The following is an 18060-nucleotide window of genomic DNA, read 5'->3' as shown; positions in this document are numbered from 1 at the left end:
TTAAAATCATTTGCCAGCGATTAGATTTTAGTATTTTTAGGCGATGAAATAATTGCAAGTGATTTGTACAGATCTATTCTGTACAAATCTGATCTCTAAATACAGTATAAATAGATGAAAGAAACTCTCGATATCGCATTAATCCAATCGCATCTGGCATGGGAAAACCCAGTACAGAATCGTGCAGCTTTTACTCAAAAAATAAATTCGATATCCCAGAAAGTAGATCTCATTATTTTACCCGAAATGTTTACTACAGGATTTACAATGAATGCTATAGAAGTAGCAGAAAAAATGAGTGAAGATACGGTGCAATGGTTAGAAAAAATGGCCAAATCGGCTGATTGTGCAATTGCAGGTAGTAGTATTATTGAAGAAAAAGGAAACTACTATAATCGATTGGTTTTTATGTTTCCCGATGGTACCTGTGAGGTATACGATAAACATCAGCTATTTACATTAGCCAAAGAGCAAGAAGTCTTTACTGCAGGGCAAAAAGATGTAATTATAGAATATAAAGGTTGGAAAATTAAACCATTAATTTGTTATGATCTCAGGTTTCCGGTATGGGCGAGAAATACTTCGGGATATGATGTATTATTGTATGTTGCCAGTTGGCCAAAACCTCGTATTAATGCATGGGATGCATTGCTAAAAGCCAGAGCTATTGAAAATATGTGTTATTGTATCGGGGTAAATCGCGTGGGTCTAGATGGTAAAGGATATGAATATAATGGGCATTCTGGAGTGTATGATGTGTTAGGAAATTCGGTTTTAGAAGAAAATCCTGTTGAGAGAGAAGCTATTTTATACGCAACATTAGACATGTCTCATGTCAAAAAAATAAGAAGTAAATTACCTTTTCTCGACGATAAGGATGATTTTAAATTAATCTAATGTAAAGGTTTGCTTTATTTCCCAATTAGCTCTAACATCAATGGGTTCTTCAAAGTAACGGATTTCTTCGGGTTGTATTCCTTTTAAAAAATTACCGCTGTCCCATTTACCATTATTATTACGATCAAAAACGATTCTGATATAATATTTAGACGGGTCGAGGTAATCAAAAACCAAAGTTTCCTGGCTGTTTACAATTTTTTCTGAAATCACTTCTTCTTGTTCATTAGTGACTTGAACCAGAATAGGATAAGCTTCTACTTTCTCAAGTGTTAAGAAAATGGTTCCGTAATCTGTTAATTTCTTTGTTCTGAAATTGATTTTTATGGTATCATTAACGTTACCTGTGAAATCTCTAATAGCATTTGGTAAAAACTGTAAAGTATAAGCATTACTCTCGGCTTTTTCAAAAGCTAGCTTTGCTTCATTTTTTGCAGTATCTAGTTTAATAGAAAAAGGAACTTCGAGTGTATCCTTATCGGTTAGAGAAATTAATTGTTCATTAATGCTATCCAGAGCAGTATTTGCGGTAAAAACAAAATCTTCATTAAGTGGAAGCGTAGCTCCAATATCAGAGGATACTACAAGAGAATCCTTATACTGATCTTTAAACCGGGTAAGTACAGTATCTCGATATTTTTTAGTATTAGTTACTTCAAATACCAGAGAATCGGCTTCAAAAAACGGTCTAAACCAGTAATGCAATGTGTCTTTATCTTTATCAGGAAAGATTCGGGTTTCAAATGTATCTGGTGCTTCACTTAGCAACTTAATTTTCATGCTGTCTATTTCACCTTCATATGGAAAAATAAATTTGTTTTTTGAGACTTGTTTAGGATTTAGTGCCTTAAAATCCAACACTTCTTTAAATATGTTAAGGTTAAAAACTTTGGCAGTATCTTCAGGAAGTGATATGATCTCTTCATAAAACCCTATTTTATCCTGTTTAGGCTCATAGGTATAGTTATTAGAAATATCTTTTAGTGCAATGAGTTTAAATTTTCCTTCTTTCAGATTATGCAAACTAAAAGCTAGACTATCTAAGGTATTAGTAATATATCTCGGAACAGTTTTGTATACTAGTGAATCAGAGTAGTTTTCATCAATTTCGTACAACGCTATCGTAATATAAGAATCAGCCTTTTTTTGAATAGCATCACCAACAGTACCTTTTATACTTAATGAATCGAGAAAATCTCCTGTAGAAAAAACATACCTAAAAAAAGGATTAGGGTTTTCTTCGTTATTATCTACGACGCTTTCGCCAAAATTAATGCTGTAGGTTGTGTTTTCTAATAAGGTATCGAGAAATTTAATTTTTATATACTTACTAGCTCCTCCCAAAGGAGTAATAGTTGGTTTAGGATCCATAGGAGGAGAAACGATAATTTGTTTTTGAGGATCTTTTAATTTTACATATTCATCAAAATAGATTCTTATCTCTTTTTTGTCGAAATTTGTAGAGAAATTGGGAGGCATAGCTTTTATAAAAACCGGAGGAGTCTCATCTTTGGGACCACCGGTTATAGAACCTTTTTTGGCACAACTAATCACGATGACAAGTGATACCAAGGTAAGCAATATCATATGTATTCTTTTGCTCATATCTCCGCAATAATTTTAGGACACAAAGAAACAACTATATTTAAAAAACAAAAAACTTAATAAAAGTCTATTTAACAGCTAATTCAAAATTGACTTATAAATAGAAGTATGTTGAATCAATCTCGCCTGTATAACAAGATTCATCGATGTTATTTAGTACTCAAGCCTTATTCTCATTATTCTGTGATAGCCATTGTAGCGACACTTATTTTGATACCGGGAATAGATTTTAATGCATTTACACAAGATTCTATGGTGGCTCCTGTCGTAACAATATCATCAACCAACAAAATATGTTTATTTACAAGTAAAGACTCATTTTGAACTCCAAATGTTTCAACAGTATTTGTCCATCTGTTAATTCTTCCACGTTTGGATTGTTTTTTATTGTAGGAAATTTTTTTCAAAACAGAATCGACATATTCGGCATTTAGTTTTTTGGCAATTTCAACTCCGAATTTTTCTACTTGGTTATATCCTCTTTCCTGTAATCTTCTTTTGTGTAAGGGGACTGGTATTACAGAATCAATAAGTTGGTATTCAGGTTTTTGAATTAGCTCTTGGCCAAGCCATTTACCCAGTTCTTTTCCTATTTCTTCTCTTCCGCGATACTTTAGATTATGAATTAGATTTTGTACTAAACTATCTTTATGAAATACAAATAAAGCAGTAGCATTTTCAATTTTGGCACGACCATAAAATACTTTTTCAATTTTTTTTGCGTTTACGTTATGAAAATTGCCCAAAGGAAGCTCATGTCTACATGAAGTACACAGTAGCCTTTCATTAGCATATAAAGGGCTGTCACAGGCAGCACAATATATAGGGTAGAATAAATACGCTAAGTCTCTTAGCATTTTATTAGGGAGATTAACATTAATTATTATATTTAGCTATTAAAATAACCATCAAAAATTATAAATCTTAATTATGACAACTCAAAACAATAACTTAACCCTTAAGATCCTTATTGGTGTTCTAGGAGCACTGTTGCTTATTCTAGGGATATTTACGTATAAGTTTTACAACGAAGAGAAGCAAAATAAAGCAATTTTGCAACAAGAAAAGGATCTTATTGAAAGTGAATTAGGAGAATTGATAACAAAGTATGACAATGCTATTGCTCTTAATGAAGTAATGGATGATCATTTACTTAAGGCAAAAGAACGTATTGTAGTTCTATTAGATAGTGTAAAGGATAATGAAGCTAATTTAGCATTGATTTCTCGTTACAGAAGAGAAGTAGGTAAACTTAAAAAAGAACGTGAAAGATTGTTTAAACTGGCAGATAGTTTAACCGTTGCAAATACACAATTAGCTACAGATTTGGATAGTACTTCTGTTGCATTAAATAAAAGAATAATCTTATCAGATTCTCTACAGACTCAAAACAGTAAACTGGCAGAAATCGTAGAAAGAGGTTCGGCACTTACGGCAGCAAATATCAAAGCAGAAGGAGTACGTGTACGTAACAGTGGTAAAATATCAACTACTTCTAAAGCAAGCAGAGCAGAAAAAGTAAGAGTTTGTTTTACACTTGCACCTAATAAATTAACAGAAAAGGGAGATAAAAATCTTTATGTACAGGTGGTTAATCCTAGTAATGTTTTGATAGGAGATAAAATAGCTGTAAACTTTGATAATGCAACACTTACTTATAGTGGGACTAATAAAGTATTCTATGAGAATGAAGCATTAGATGTTTGTGTATTGGTAGATGCAGCAGAAGGAGAGTTAGTGAAGGGGAACTATATCGTAAATGTATTCTCTGGACCAAAAATGATCTCAAATACTCAGTTTGAACTAAGATAATTTTTTTCGAAATAAAATTTTAAAAACCGTCATATTACTTAAAATATGACGGTTTTTTTATGCTTTTGTCAGAAATTACTTTCGATAAGCGATCCTTGCATTAGCAACAGATAAAGATTTTATAAAAAACAAAATCAGATTCGTTTTCAATTCATTTAAATTCAGTTATTTTTGCGCAATGGCAAAGCAAGAAGATAAATTTAAAAAGGTTATTGCCCACGCTAAGGAGTATGGGTATATTTTTGGTTCTAGTGAAATTTATGATGGACTAAGTGCAGTATATGATTATGGTCAAAATGGAGTAGAGCTTAAAAAAAATATTAGAGAATATTGGTGGAAAAGCATGGTGAATATGCACCAGAATATTGTTGGTCTTGATGCTGCAATATTTATGCATCCTACAACCTGGAAAGCTTCGGGTCATGTAGATGCCTTTAGTGATCCACTTATTGATAATAAAGATTCTAAAAAGAGATATAGAGCCGATGTGCTTATCGAGGATTATGCAGAGAAACTTAATCAAAAAGCTCAAAAAGAAATCGCTAAAGCCAAAAAACGCTTTGGAGATGATTTTGATGAAGCTCAATTTGTATCTACTAATCCAAGAGTAGTAAAATACCTTTCTAAAAAAGAAGAGGTTTTACAGCGTATGGCAAAATCTTTGGATAACGAAGATCTTGCAGATGTAAAAGCACTAATAGAAGAATTAGAAATTGCTGATCCCGATACTGGTTCTAAAAACTGGACAGAAGTGCGACAGTTTAACCTAATGTTTGGTACTAAGCTGGGAGCATCTGCAGAGTCTGCTACCGATTTGTTCTTAAGACCAGAAACTGCTCAGGGTATTTTTGTGAATTTCCTGAATGTTCAGAAAACAGGACGAATGAAAATACCGTTTGGGATTGCTCAAACCGGAAAAGCATTTAGAAATGAGATCGTAGCACGCCAGTTTATTTTTAGAATGCGAGAATTTGAACAAATGGAAATGCAATTCTTCGTACGTCCAGGTGAAGAAATGAAATGGTATGAATACTGGAAAGAAACCCGATTACATTGGCATTTATCACTAGGATTGGGTAAAGATAATTATCGTTTTCATGATCACGATAAATTAGCACATTATGCAAATGCAGCAGCTGATATTGAGTTTAATTTCCCATTTGGATTTAAAGAATTAGAAGGAATTCACTCCAGAACAGATTTTGATCTTAAAGCTCATGAAGAATACTCAGGTAAAAAATTACAGTTTTTTGATCCCGAGTTAAAAGAAAGTTATGTTCCTTATGTTGTCGAGACTTCGGTTGGATTAGATAGAATGTTTCTTGCTGTATTCTCTACCGCATTACAAGATGAAGAATTAGAAGATGGAACCAGTAGAGTGGTATTAAAATTACCAGCAGTTGTTGCTCCTGTAAAAGCTGCAATACTTCCTTTGGTTAAAAAAGATGGTTTGCCAGAGATTGCAGAGCAGATTGTCGATGATCTAAAATGGAAATTTAATGTGATTTATGACGAAAAAGATGCTATTGGACGTCGATACAGAAGACAAGATGCCAATGGTACTCCATTTTGTATTACAATAGATCACGATACTGTAAAAGACAATACAGTTACTATACGAGATCGAGATACTATGGAACAGAAACGAGTGGCGATTACAGAGCTTAAAGCCATTATTTCTGAAAAAACAGATGCCGAGTATTGGTTAAAATAATTTTGGGATAAGTTTTCCCTGGTAAAGCTGCCTCATCAAGAGGCGGCTTTTTTTATTGAAGTGATTTAAACTTTTTTAATAAAAACATGAATACAGTATAATCATTGATGATTATTAATAATTTTTTTTAAAATTAACCGTTTTTTTATCAATACTTAGGATAAAGTGTCTTATGGCTGTCATATTTTGAAGTTTAGTTGTATTTTAGTCTCTAGGTAAAGAGCCAGGTCTTAATATAAATTATTGCTTATGCTATTAAAGAAAATTGTAGTAGTTTCCTTTTTGTTTTTTGTTACCATTGGATTTTCACAAAAGAAAGAAACCATGAATGCCAGTATGGTAACTACTGCTGCTTATATGAGGGCAATAGGACCATTGGCAGGAAAAAAACTATTACCTGGTAAACCAAGAGATGGTAAGATTAACCCTAGAAGAACAGATGCCAATAAAATTGTTCCGGGAAAAGGTCTTCCCAAAGGAATGGATCCTTTACTTGCCAAACAAAAGAGCAATCAGGTGATGAGAGCTGGTAAAGCTCCTTCTCTTACATTCGAGGCAAATTCTAGTAATAGAGCTCCTTCTGATCCTACAGGAGCTATAGGGCCTAATCATTATGTAAGTGCCAAAAACTTTGCTTTTGCAATACACGATAGAAGTGGTAATGAGTTAGTACCTTCGTCATCATTAGCCAATATATTTCCGGGGGAGACCCTTGGAGATCCAATTGTATTTTATGATAGTTTTGCAGATCGATTTGTAATCACTCAGTTTTCAAATACTCCAAACGGATTTTTAGTTGCTGTAGGCCAGGGGCCAGATCCTGTAAATGATGGGTGGTATACCTATCGATTTAATACAGAAGGATTTCCTGATTATACAAAATTTTCAATTTGGTCAGATGGATATTATGTAACAGCTAATAAAGATCAGAATTCGGTACAAACCAGCGAGATTGTATTTGTAATCGAAAGAGAAAAAATGCTATTAGGAAAAGAAAATGTGAAAATGGTAGGATTTCCACTTCCTGGAGCTAGAATAGGCGGGTTTTATAGCCCAGCAGGGTTTAATGCTATAGGAAAAACATTACCTCCCGATGGTGATGCCAGAATTATTTATTTTCAGGATGATGAATGGGAAGGTGTGGATCAGGATATGTTAAAATTGTGGAAAATTGATGTAAACTGGATTTCTCCCAGTCAATCAACAATTGCTGAAGCAGAGGAGATTGCAGTAACAATTTTTGACTCTACTTTTGATGGTGGATCTTTTAGTAATTTACCGCAACCCGGTAGTGATCGAGATATTGATGCATTGCAAGGTGCAGTTATGTTTGCCAGTAATTATAGGAGGTTTTGTAATTATAACGCTGTAGTGCTTAATCATGTAGTAGACGTAGATGCAGATGCAGATGATGTAGCAGGAATACGCTGGTATGAACTACGACAAAGCGGAGATGATCAACCCTGGACCGTATTTCAGGAAGGAACTTATTTTTCTCCCGATGGTAAAAGTGCCTGGTGTGGGAGTATGGCTATGGATATTTATGGTAATATTGGTATGGGATATACGACAATGGGTACAACCAGTACCGGGGCGAGTGCAGATAGTTATGCTTCAATTCGATATACTGGTAGACTTGCAGGGGATCCATTAGGAATGATGACCATAGCAGAACAAGATATTAAGATCGGAACCGATATACAACGCGAAGGAAATCCAGATCGATACGGAGATTATGCACAACTTACCGTAGATCCTGTTGATGATCAAACATTTTGGCACATTGCAGAATATTTTGAAAATACAGGAAACAACGCAAGAAATGTTGTAGGAGTTTTTAAAGTGGCCGACGCGGTTACAACCGATGTAGGAGTAGTAAGTATAGACACGCCAGGAGGTGATGCCACTTTTACTAATGCTGAAAATATTACCGTAACCGTTAAGAATTTTGGATCTACAGCTCAAAGTAATATCCAGGTTACATATTCTATTAATGGAGGACCCGCAGTTAGTGAACTGTTAGCAGGCCCTATAGCACCGTTAGGAACAGCTTCTTTTTCATTTGCTACCAATGCAGATCTTAGTACAGAAAGAGTGTATACTATAACCGCAGAAACTAATGCAACAGGAGATACCAATCCCGAAAATGATTGTAGTGAGGTAACACTCAATAATTTGTTTCCTATTGATGTAGGAGTAGGAGAATTAATATCCCCTGCTCCTGATAGTGGAATTGCGATTTCTGAAGAAGCAATCACAGTTACACTGTATAATTATGGTTCTACTTCGCAAACTAATATTCCGGTTTTTTATACTTTAAATAATGGAACCAGAGTAGAAGAAGTTTTTACAGGTACCCTGCAACCACAAACAGAAGTAAGTTATACATTTGCCACCTTAGTAGATATTACAGGAAGAGGGACTTTCGAATTTCAATTAGGAACAGTTTTAGCTACAGATGAAAATACAGCTAATGATACTATTACCAGGACAATAGAAAGGCTGCTATGTAAACCAAATTCTGACTGTACTAGGTTTAATGATGGAATAACTTATTTTCAGCTATCTAATGTTACCAATTCTGATATTAATTGTACCGTAAATTCTACGGGATACAAAGATTTTACAAATAATTTTACTATTAATTTAAATCGATTTATAGGAAGTTATAGATTAACCGTACAAACTGGGTTTGCAGATACTAATGGATCTGAACGAGTATCCTTATGGATCGATTTTAATGATAATGTTGTTTTTGAAGAATCAGAGCTATTGATTGATAATGGAATTGTTAGAAAAGGTAATACTAATCAAGATTTTATTATTTCGATTCCTGGTCAAGCCTTGTTAGGAAGTCATTTGCTCAGGATTCGTGCAGGAGATGTTAATACCAATAACGGAGCTCCTCTTAATAATCCTTGTGGTTCGATGGATTTTGGAACGACCCATGATTATACCGTAGAGATAGGAGAAAATAAAGAGTTAAATACAGGGTTGATTGTAATTACAGAACCAGACAACCAATTTTTGATTACCAAATCAGACTCTGGCCCAGAAACCGAAACGAGACTTTATATTTTTAATATTCTGGGGCAAGTCATTGTTTCTAATATAGTGAGAAAAGATGCCAATGGTAGATTTGTATACGACCTGGATATGTCCTATGCAAGATCGGGAGTCTATTTTGCACGATTTGGTAATAAAAGAAAAGCAGATGCTACCAAGTTTATCGTAAAATAAATGCTTACTCTTTACGTATATTGATTTCTGTAATAGAAACCGGGCGGGCATTATTACATCTACTTGCCATTCTAAGATTAGAAAATTTTACCCAAACTTGTTTAGGGATTTCAGTTTTATAAAAATCACCAAGATTAATAGGATCCAGGTTATCTTTATATTCTTCAACATTTAGAATATAAGGGCACCCTTCAGATTTACTACTCACTATTGTACCTTTGCTAAATCCTTTTGCTATCATTTCTTTTGATGTCGAGATTTGAATATCATTTTTTGAAGTTGTAGCGCTTTCAGAATTTACACCTTTGGCGGGAACACAATTATATGCACTAAATAGTAAAAGTAAGCAGGCGGTTTTAAGCATGTTTTTCATGATTTGTGGTTGTTTACTATAAAGATCATAAAAATTTATTAGAATATGATGGGATTTATACGTCAATTTAAATTCATAATTGATGATTAAAATGCATCGATATGACGCTTTATTTTCTTTAATAATTGGTAGATTTGAATTATCAATGTCGTTAAGTTAAGCTTTTAGTTGTCAGTCTGAGCCTGTCGAAGACATTTAAAAAGCAGATTTGAAAGCACTTCGACAGGCTCAGTGTGACAAGAAATTTTAAATCTTATCCTTAACTAAACGACATTGTTTGAATTATGTAAACCAAATAGTATTTTGAGTATGAAAATCGTCTCCTATAACGTAAACGGAATTAGAGCAGCAATAAACAAGGGGTTTTTAGAATGGTTGAAACAAACCGACCCAGATGTGATTTGTCTTCAGGAAATAAAAGCAAATAAAGAACAGTTGGATCTCGATCTGTTTTCAGAAGCCGGATATCCACATAATTACTGGTATAGTGCTCAGAAAAAAGGATATAGTGGTGTAGCTATTCTTTCTAAAACAAAACCTGATCATGTAGAATACGGTACCGGGATTGATTATATGGATTTTGAAGGTCGTAATCTAAGAGCTGATTTTAATGGAGTATCGGTAATGAGTTTATACCTTCCCAGTGGTACGAATATTGAACGTTTGGAGCATAAGCTAAAATATATGGCAGATTTTCAGACTTATATTAATGAACTGAAAAAAGAACACCCCAATTTGGTGATATTAGGAGATTATAATATATGTCATAAGGCAATCGATATTCATGATCCGGTACGTAATAAAAATGTATCAGGATTTTTACCAGTAGAGCGAGAGTGGATCGGTAATTTTATCGATAGTGGTTTTATAGATTCTTTTAGGCATTTTAATACAGAGCCACACCAATATTCCTGGTGGAGCTACAGAGCTAATGCCAGAGCGAATAATAAAGGATGGCGTTTGGATTATGGTATGGTATCTCAGCCTTTACAAGATAACTTAAAAAGAGCCGTTATTCTATCAGAAGCCAAACATAGCGACCACTGCCCTATTGTAGTCGAATTAGATGTATAGATTTTAATTAATAAGATTGAATACTGAATATTGATTAACGAATACTGAATGTAGAAGGTTTTTTGTATGTGAACCAAATTGCTCAAAAATCAATAAATTAAAAAATGAGTTAATTATAATACCGCATTATAAGATGTGGTCTATCGAGAATAAGTTTTTCGAATGTGAATAGAAACCTAAAAAAGAACAACCCCATAAACAACATAAAATGATAAAAAGAATAGTATCTGTTATACTTGTAGGTATTCTTATGACTTCTTGTGTTTCTTCTAAAGTACACAAAGAATTAGAAAGCAAGTATGCTCGTTTGAAGCGAGAACATCGTAAAACCAAAGATGAATTAGCAGCTTTAGAAAAAACAAGCGATGCCACCAGAAAGGCATTAGAGCAATTGGATGCCGAATATCAAAAAGTAAAAGCCGAGAGAGATGACTTGCAAGGAAAATATAATGCAGCACAGGCTAATTATGAAAACCTAAAAGACTCGTATGATGCATTAGAGAAAAACAGTTCGGCAGCGATTGCAGCCAATAGTAAGAAAAACAGAGAACTACTAAAACAACTGGAAGAAAAAGAAAGAGCACTGGCTGAAGAACGTAATCGCTTGGATGCATTACAGCGAGACCTCGCTTCTCGTTCTAAGCGAGTAGATGAATTAGAAGGATTGATTGCAGCCAAAGATGCCAAAATGCAAGCACTTAAAAGTGCAATATCTAAAGCACTGCGAAATTTTGAAGGCAAAGGCCTTACTGTAGAAGAGCGCAATGGTAAAGTGTATATCTCTATGGAAAACAAATTATTGTTTGAATCTGGTAGCTGGGCAGTAGGAGCACAAGGACAAAAAGCAGTAAAACAATTAGGGAGAGTATTAGGCGATAATGCAGATATTGCTGTTTTGATCGAAGGACATACCGATAATGTACCCTATACAGGTAACGGACAGCTATCGGGAAACTGGGATTTGTCTACCAAGAGAGCAACTGCGATTGTAAATATTTTATTGCAAAACCAGAAAATTGACCCGCAAAACATTACTGCCGCCGGTAGAGGAGAGTTCGCTCCTATAGCGTCTAATGATACCCCTACAGGAAAAAGTAAAAACAGGCGAATCGAAGTGATCCTAACTCCAAAATTAGATGAAATCACTAAGCTGTTGAATGATATCTAAGCGTACAGAAATTATAAGACATAAAAAAAGCGACCAAAATGGTCGCTTTTTTATTTGAATAAGCATTTTTTATAAGCCTTCAAGTATTGCATCAATAGCTTGAGTATTATCTACATCAATACTAGCTTTTACTTTTGTCAAGACGTTTTGAAATTTCTCAATCACTTTTTCAGTCTGACCTTTGTTTAAAGGAATACGTCTACCTGTTGAAGTTAATAGTATAAAGTCGTAAAATTCCACAGGAACAGACATGTCTCTTTTTCTTTGAAAAGAAGTAGTGCCATTTTCCTTTACGATTGAAATTACATTGTCATTTGCAATAACTTTATCTGTTCTTTTACCTATTTCCGTTGCTAAGCTATATAACTCTGTATATTGTATATTGCTTTCTGCCCAATCTTGTCCAGAATTGTCTGTGTTTTGAGCCTGAACTGATAATCCTGCGCCTAGCACAAATAGAAGTAGAAATAATTTTTTCATAATGTTTGGGTGTTAAAATAATGTATTATAGTTTATAAGTTAATTACACCGGTTATCAGAACGTGATAAAATTTATTTTATTGTTAAAATAACCTTAAAAATTGCCTCAAAATAGGCATTTTATTTGATAAAAACCAAAAAGCGTGCCATAGATTTTAGTAAACAAAAAATAAAATCCTTAATTATGCATATCATGAAAAAGCACACTGTTTTTATATAAAAAAACCGTTACGCATTTTGAGCTAAAACAGTTTTCAAAAAGCCACTCGAATTGAGAGGATTTTATCAAAGTGCACAACGGGTTATAAAAGTATAAAAATAAGAAAAACAGATAACAAAAGGACGTTGCCAAACGTTTATTATACCCAAATTAATTTAAAACTATAGAACAAATGAAGAGGCTACCTATTTTTATAATGTTACTAGTATCCGTGATCAAAGGAGTAAGCCAGGAAAGCGAAGAAGAGTACCAAAATGAAGAAGAAATACAAAGCGAAGAAGAGGTGCAGGAGGATGAAAAAGGAGCAAACAACTATTTTGACATCTATGAATATTTTAATTTCACTAATGATGAATATTCTAATGCCTTGGATAAGGTAAATGATATGGATCCAGAAGATCAAAATGTCCTATATACGTTAGTAGTAGAAGTCCAAAAAGATAACATATTAAAAGATCGCTTGTTCGGGGAGTTGATTGCAAAACCCAAAAAAAAGAATCCTTATAGAGGTAAAGACAGCCCGGGGTTTACCTGTATCCTACGTGGTCTTATAGAAAACAAAACAGTATATAATGAGGTTATTAAAGACGGAGGCTCTGAGGATCGGGCCAGAAATGTCGCAGCCCTCGCCGAAAGAACTATCCGAAGAAAATGCGGTATCGCTAAAAAAAGCGAATAAGGTATAGCACGAACTGTTTCTATATTCCAGTAAATTTGGGTCATAGGTGGTGTAAATCAATATTTTGGCAAAAAACATAACCTCTTCTGCTTCTCCAGGTTTAATTTTTACCATAAACGGTTTGGTAATACAAGGATGGTAATTTGATTATTAGGTGTTTTAGAATATTATAGTATCTTTAAAATACCTTAAATCATTAAATACCTACATAGTTATGTTTATTATCTTCGGAACAAGAGGACTAAAACACACGGTGAGTGAAAGTCCTGTTTTATCAAATTCATGTCCAAATTGTAATAATGGAAATCTTGTAAATAAGCTATATCGCAGATGGTTTACTTTATTTTTTATCCCCATGATTCCACTGGATGTAGTAGATCGATTTTATCAATGTGATAGCTGCAAGAGTGCTTATAACGAAAATATAAAAACGATCTTACAACGCTCGCAGGATGAGATTAACGAGAATCAAAAACGAGCAAAATTAGTATTTGCCAAAGCACTTATAGCTTCGATGACACATATGTCTATTATCGATGGAGATTTTGCTGCAGAAGAAGAACGCGAAATCATGGATGCTATAGAAGGATTACCAGAAATGAAGGAAGAATTAATGGCGATACATCAAAATGTAAAAGTTACAGGCAACCAGGATAACCAGGTCTTTAATTTTCTTAATGAAGCACGAAATGAGTTATCATCAGAAGCGCTAATTAATATTTTGGCACAAGCAGCTGTAGTACTATTGGCCGATGGAGCTATCGAGAAAGAAGAAGAGAACCTTATGAAAGAATATCTTATCGCTTGTGGATTACCAAAAGGGATGTATCAGACATTAATCGATAAACTGATGCAAAAAGATATGACCAAGATTAAAAAAGAACAATTGAATTAATAAGAATTTAGCATTGATATAGTATAAACAGTTAACCTTAGGTTGGCTGTTTTTTTTTGTGATGTATTTAAACAAAATTCATATCGAATCTGTTGATAAGCAAGAATAAAAAATAAGTAATAAGACGTTATAAACCTATATCTTTGTTGTCAATCCTACCCAAAGATCATCTAAAGAGGAGCATGCTTTTATTGGATGATCTATTTTTTAGAACAGTACATTTCTCTTTAAAGAGATAGAACTATGTATGTGATAAAATATAAAACTATAATTACGTTTATTGATTAAAGCTCTCTTATGAAAAAATTAGCATCGATTTTTCTAACCTCCTTTTTTTCTATTATTTTAAGTATGCTATTGTTACATACTACTCAGGCACAAGTCACAAATGATACTTTGTTAGCTGCTCAATATTATAAAAAAGCAGATTCTTTGTTGATAGAAGCGAAGTATAAAAATTCTATCGAATCCTATAAAAAATCGCTTATATTATATCAAAAGGATAAATTATGGGAAAAAGTAGCGAGTTGTTACAATAAAATATCGCACATACAAAAACTTGCTTCTAATTTTAAAGAATCATTTAAAAATGCTAATACTGCATTAGAAATATGTGATCAATATTTACCAAAAGATACTAGAGAAAAGGCACATGCTTATGATAATATTGGCCATTATTATGAACAAAGTGTATCAGATTTTAAAACTGCCTCTGAGAATTTTCACAAAGCATTAAAAATTCGTAATATAATTTTCCCCAAAAATCATGAAGATATAGCATTGTCGTATGATAAAATTGGAGTTTTACATCATAGGCAAGGGTTAATTGCTAAAGCTTTAGAGTATTATAAAAAAACATTAAAAATAAGACTTAATATTTTTGGAGAAAACCATATTATCACTTCAAAATCCTATGATAGAATAGGGATGATATATGAAGGACAAGGTAAATATCAGGAAGCAATATCTAATCATACTAAAGTATTAGAAATTAATACACAAACTTACGGCAAGAACCATATTAAAACTTCTGGAGTTCATTATAGCCTTGGAAACATATACATCTATATTGCTAAATATGAAAAAGCTGAATTTCATTTAAAAAAAGCACTAAAAATTAGGATGAATAGTAATATTGAGAATCGTGAAAACTTAGCACATTTATATTACACTTTAGGAATGCTATACAAAGATATTGGAAAATATGATTTGTCTAAGAGTTATTATCAAAAAGCACTAGCATTATATATAGAGTTATTTGACAATAAAAGTATTCATGTTGCGAACACGTATTTTAGCTTAGGATTATTATTTAAGAAAATAGGAGATTATGATATAGCAATGGATTATCTTACAAAATCTCTTAACACCTATCTTGAAAAGAAAAAAAATCACCCTAATCTGGGTAAAATATATAACAGTATTGGTACTACATTAATTGATAAAGGAGCATACGAAAAAGCATTGTACTATTTTAAAAAATCTTTGGACATCGCCATCTCAATTATGGGAGAAGATCATTATCAAACTGCAACAGCTTATATCAATATTGCTATTGTGTATACATTAAAAGCTGATTACAAAAGAGCTTTCGATTATTATAATAAGTCTTTAAATATTGAGATAAAAAATCGAGGTAATGATCATCCAAAAATTGCAAAATTATATAGTAACATTGCAGATGTTTTCACTATTGAAAAACAATATGAAAAAGCATTACAGTATTATGAAAATGCTTTAAATATATACCAAAATACATATACCAATGATCATCCAGAAATAGCAGAATCTCTGGATAAAATAGGGTCTTTAAAACAAGAAATGGGTCTTTTCGATGAAGCCTTCTACTATTTTAGGAAATCTTTAAAAATCAAGGAAAGGCTATATGATAAAAACAATAGATATATTGCAGAATCTTATAATAAAATAGCACATACTTATTTTGAATCTGGAGTATATCAAAATGCATTGGATCATTATACAAAAGCACAGAAAGCCAATTCTAAAAACAAAACCCAATATCCCAATAATAGAAACTCTTTTAATGATTATATAGGTGTAGATGTTCTATTAACTACTCTAAATGGTAAAGCCGAAACTTACACAAATTTATATCTTAAAAATAATGATATTAAAGATCTTAAAAATGCTATTCAGACCTATGAACAAGTAGATTTGGTAATGTATAATATACGGCAAAGCTTGGCCACTTATCAAGACAAGGTGCATTTTGGAAAGCAAGCAAAAGAAATATATCAAAATGCAATAGCAGCACATTTATTATTATACACTTCCCAAAAAGACGAACAATTGTTGGAGAAAGCTCTTTATTATGCCGAAAAGAGCAAAGCCAATACCTTAAAAGAATTACTTAATGATGTTAATGCAAAAAACTTCGGAGTATTACCTGACGACTTAGTGATATTAGAAAAAAAACTAAGAACCAATAGATCATTTTATCAATCTAAAATCATAGAAGAGCAGTCAGAAAAAGAGATCGATACTTCAAAAGTTACCTATTATGAGAATAAACTATTCGATATTAACCGAACACAGGATTCATTAACCCTGGTTTTAGAAAAAAACTACCCCAAATACCATCAGCTAAAGTATAAAAACGATATTGTAAGTGTGTCAGATATTCAACAACAACTTGATGATACAACAACTTTGTTAGAGTTTTTTACAGGAGATAGTATCACTTATGCTTTTACAATTTCTAAATATGATATTAGTGTACAAGAACTATCTACTCCAAAACTTACCGAGCAAGTTGAGGCATTTCGTAAAAGTATTATTGCCAAAAACACAGGAGCATATAAACAACAAGCATATGCCTTGTATAATACACTTATAACACCGGTTAACGATAAATTAACCGGGGATCAACTCATCATAATCCCCGATGGCCCCCTATGGCATCTTAATTTTGAGTTAGTACTCACTCAAAAAGACGATTCTAATAATCCAGCTCTCTTATCGTATTTGCTTAAGAAATATGCGGTTACTTATGCCAATTCTGCAAACCTGTTGTTTACCACTTTTAAAAGTGATCTGACAACTGAACCATTACAAGAATGTCTGGCGTTTTCTTTTTCAGATAGTACTCAAACTACAGAGATGCATACAATGAGTATGGCCACTCTAAGAGATGCTGGTGATGATCTACCAGGCACTCGTAAAGAAATTAAAGCCATTTCTGATATCATCGATGGGCAATACTATTTTGGATCACAGGCTATAGAAGCTAATTTTAAGAGCAATGCAGGTCAATACAACATCTTACACCTGGCACTACATGGAGAGGTAGATAACGAACGCCCAGAGAACTCTAAACTCTATTTTACCAGGAGTAAAGACACCATAGAAGATAATCTGCTCTATAGCCATGAGTTGTTTGCTCTGGATATCCCTGCAGAACTCACAGTGCTTAGTGCCTGTAATACCGGTAGTGGCAAGATTGCCAAAGGAGAAGGGATTATGAGTTTGGGAACTGCTTTTCAGTATGCGGGAACCAAAAGTTTGTTACTCACCAGCTGGGAGGTATCGGATCAAACCACACCAGGGTTAATGAAATATTTCTACACCAACCTTAAGGCAGGTATGCATAAAGGAAAAGCTTTACAACAGGCAAAATTACAATACCTAAGCACAGCTAATATCAATCGTACCGATCCTTTTTATTGGGGAGGGTTTTACTTGGTAGGAGATACTACAGCAATGCAGTTTAACAATAATACACAACTGTATTGGGTTTTAGGATTAGGAGCTGTAGCAGTTATACTTTTGGTTGTGTTTTTGTATATGAGGAGAATAAAGAATGCTTGATATTTGTTTAATTATTTGAGTTGTCATCCCGTTGAAGAACGGAACTGGGATCCATGATTAAGTGTTTTACAATCG

13 protein-coding genes are annotated in these 18060 nt (G+C 33.3%); 9 read left to right on the top strand and 4 right to left on the bottom strand.

What is annotated here, in order from left to right:
• The first annotated feature begins 114 nt into the window (after positions 1-114).
• The gene (locus ATO12_RS05605; RefSeq protein WP_034239931.1) at positions 115-897 is read left to right on the top strand and encodes an amidohydrolase; all 783 of its coding nucleotides are present in this window, start codon (positions 115-117) and stop codon (positions 895-897) included.
• On the opposite strand, the gene ATO12_RS05600 is transcribed toward ATO12_RS05605, so the two are convergent.
• The gene (locus ATO12_RS05600) at positions 889-2502 is read right to left on the bottom strand and encodes an Ig-like domain-containing protein (protein ID WP_034239929.1); all 1614 of its coding nucleotides are present in this window, start codon (positions 2500-2502) and stop codon (positions 889-891) included. The two genes, ATO12_RS05605 and ATO12_RS05600, sit on opposite strands and share 9 nt — an antisense overlap.
• Positions 2503-2678: 176 nt before the next feature.
• Positions 2679-3359, bottom strand: a complete 681-nt coding sequence (locus tag ATO12_RS05595; RefSeq protein WP_034239927.1) for a ComF family protein — start codon at positions 3357-3359, stop codon at positions 2679-2681.
• 73 nt (positions 3360-3432) lie between these two features.
• On the opposite strand from ATO12_RS05595, the gene ATO12_RS05590 reads away from it, so the two are divergent.
• From ATO12_RS05590 to ATO12_RS05580, 3 genes are all read left to right on the top strand, one after another.
• Positions 3433-4314, top strand: coding sequence for a hypothetical protein (locus tag ATO12_RS05590; protein ID WP_034239925.1), 882 nt, complete (start codon positions 3433-3435; stop codon positions 4312-4314).
• 178 nt (positions 4315-4492) lie between these two features.
• Entirely contained in the window at positions 4493-6028 is a 1536-nt protein-coding gene (locus tag ATO12_RS05585; RefSeq protein ID WP_034239922.1) for a glycine--tRNA ligase, read from the top strand.
• A gap of 249 nt (positions 6029-6277) precedes the next feature.
• Positions 6278-9268 (top strand): GEVED domain-containing protein, encoded by a 2991-nt coding sequence (locus ATO12_RS05580; protein ID WP_034239920.1) that lies wholly within the window; start codon positions 6278-6280, stop codon positions 9266-9268.
• 4 nt (positions 9269-9272) lie between these two features.
• Here the strand turns inward: ATO12_RS05580 and ATO12_RS05575 are convergent, their stop codons facing one another.
• Positions 9273-9641, bottom strand: coding sequence for a hypothetical protein (locus ATO12_RS05575; protein WP_034239918.1), 369 nt, complete (start codon positions 9639-9641; stop codon positions 9273-9275).
• Positions 9642-9950: 309 nt separating this feature from the next.
• Here ATO12_RS05575 and ATO12_RS05570 point away from each other — a divergent pair, with 309 nt between their 5' ends.
• Positions 9951-10715 (top strand): exodeoxyribonuclease III, encoded by a 765-nt coding sequence (locus ATO12_RS05570; protein ID WP_034239916.1) that lies wholly within the window; start codon positions 9951-9953, stop codon positions 10713-10715.
• Between the two features lie 208 nt (positions 10716-10923).
• The gene (locus ATO12_RS05565; RefSeq protein ID WP_034239914.1) at positions 10924-11883 is read left to right on the top strand and encodes an OmpA family protein; all 960 of its coding nucleotides are present in this window, start codon (positions 10924-10926) and stop codon (positions 11881-11883) included.
• A 69-nt stretch (positions 11884-11952) separates the two neighbouring features.
• Here ATO12_RS05565 and ATO12_RS05560 read toward each other — a convergent pair whose 3' ends face one another.
• Complete coding sequence (locus tag ATO12_RS05560; protein WP_034239901.1) at positions 11953-12363, bottom strand: hypothetical protein; 411 nt, start codon at positions 12361-12363, stop codon at positions 11953-11955.
• A 416-nt stretch (positions 12364-12779) separates the two neighbouring features.
• Between ATO12_RS05560 and ATO12_RS05555 the strand changes: the two genes are divergently transcribed.
• From ATO12_RS05555 to ATO12_RS05545, 3 genes are all read left to right on the top strand, one after another.
• Entirely contained in the window at positions 12780-13262 is a 483-nt protein-coding gene (locus ATO12_RS05555) for a hypothetical protein (RefSeq protein ID WP_034239899.1), read from the top strand.
• Between the two features lie 214 nt (positions 13263-13476).
• On the top strand, positions 13477-14157 hold the full coding sequence (locus ATO12_RS24630) for a TerB family tellurite resistance protein (protein WP_051575635.1): 681 nt from the start codon (positions 13477-13479) through the stop codon (positions 14155-14157).
• A 297-nt stretch (positions 14158-14454) separates the two neighbouring features.
• On the top strand, positions 14455-17985 hold the full coding sequence (locus ATO12_RS05545) for a CHAT domain-containing protein (RefSeq protein WP_034239896.1): 3531 nt from the start codon (positions 14455-14457) through the stop codon (positions 17983-17985).
• Positions 17986-18060: the final 75 nt, after the last annotated feature.

It is taken from the genome of Aquimarina atlantica (genome assembly GCF_000626715.1).
GTDB lineage: Bacteria > Bacteroidota > Bacteroidia > Flavobacteriales > Flavobacteriaceae > Aquimarina > Aquimarina atlantica.
This window is presented reverse-complemented; position numbering and strand designations above follow the sequence as displayed.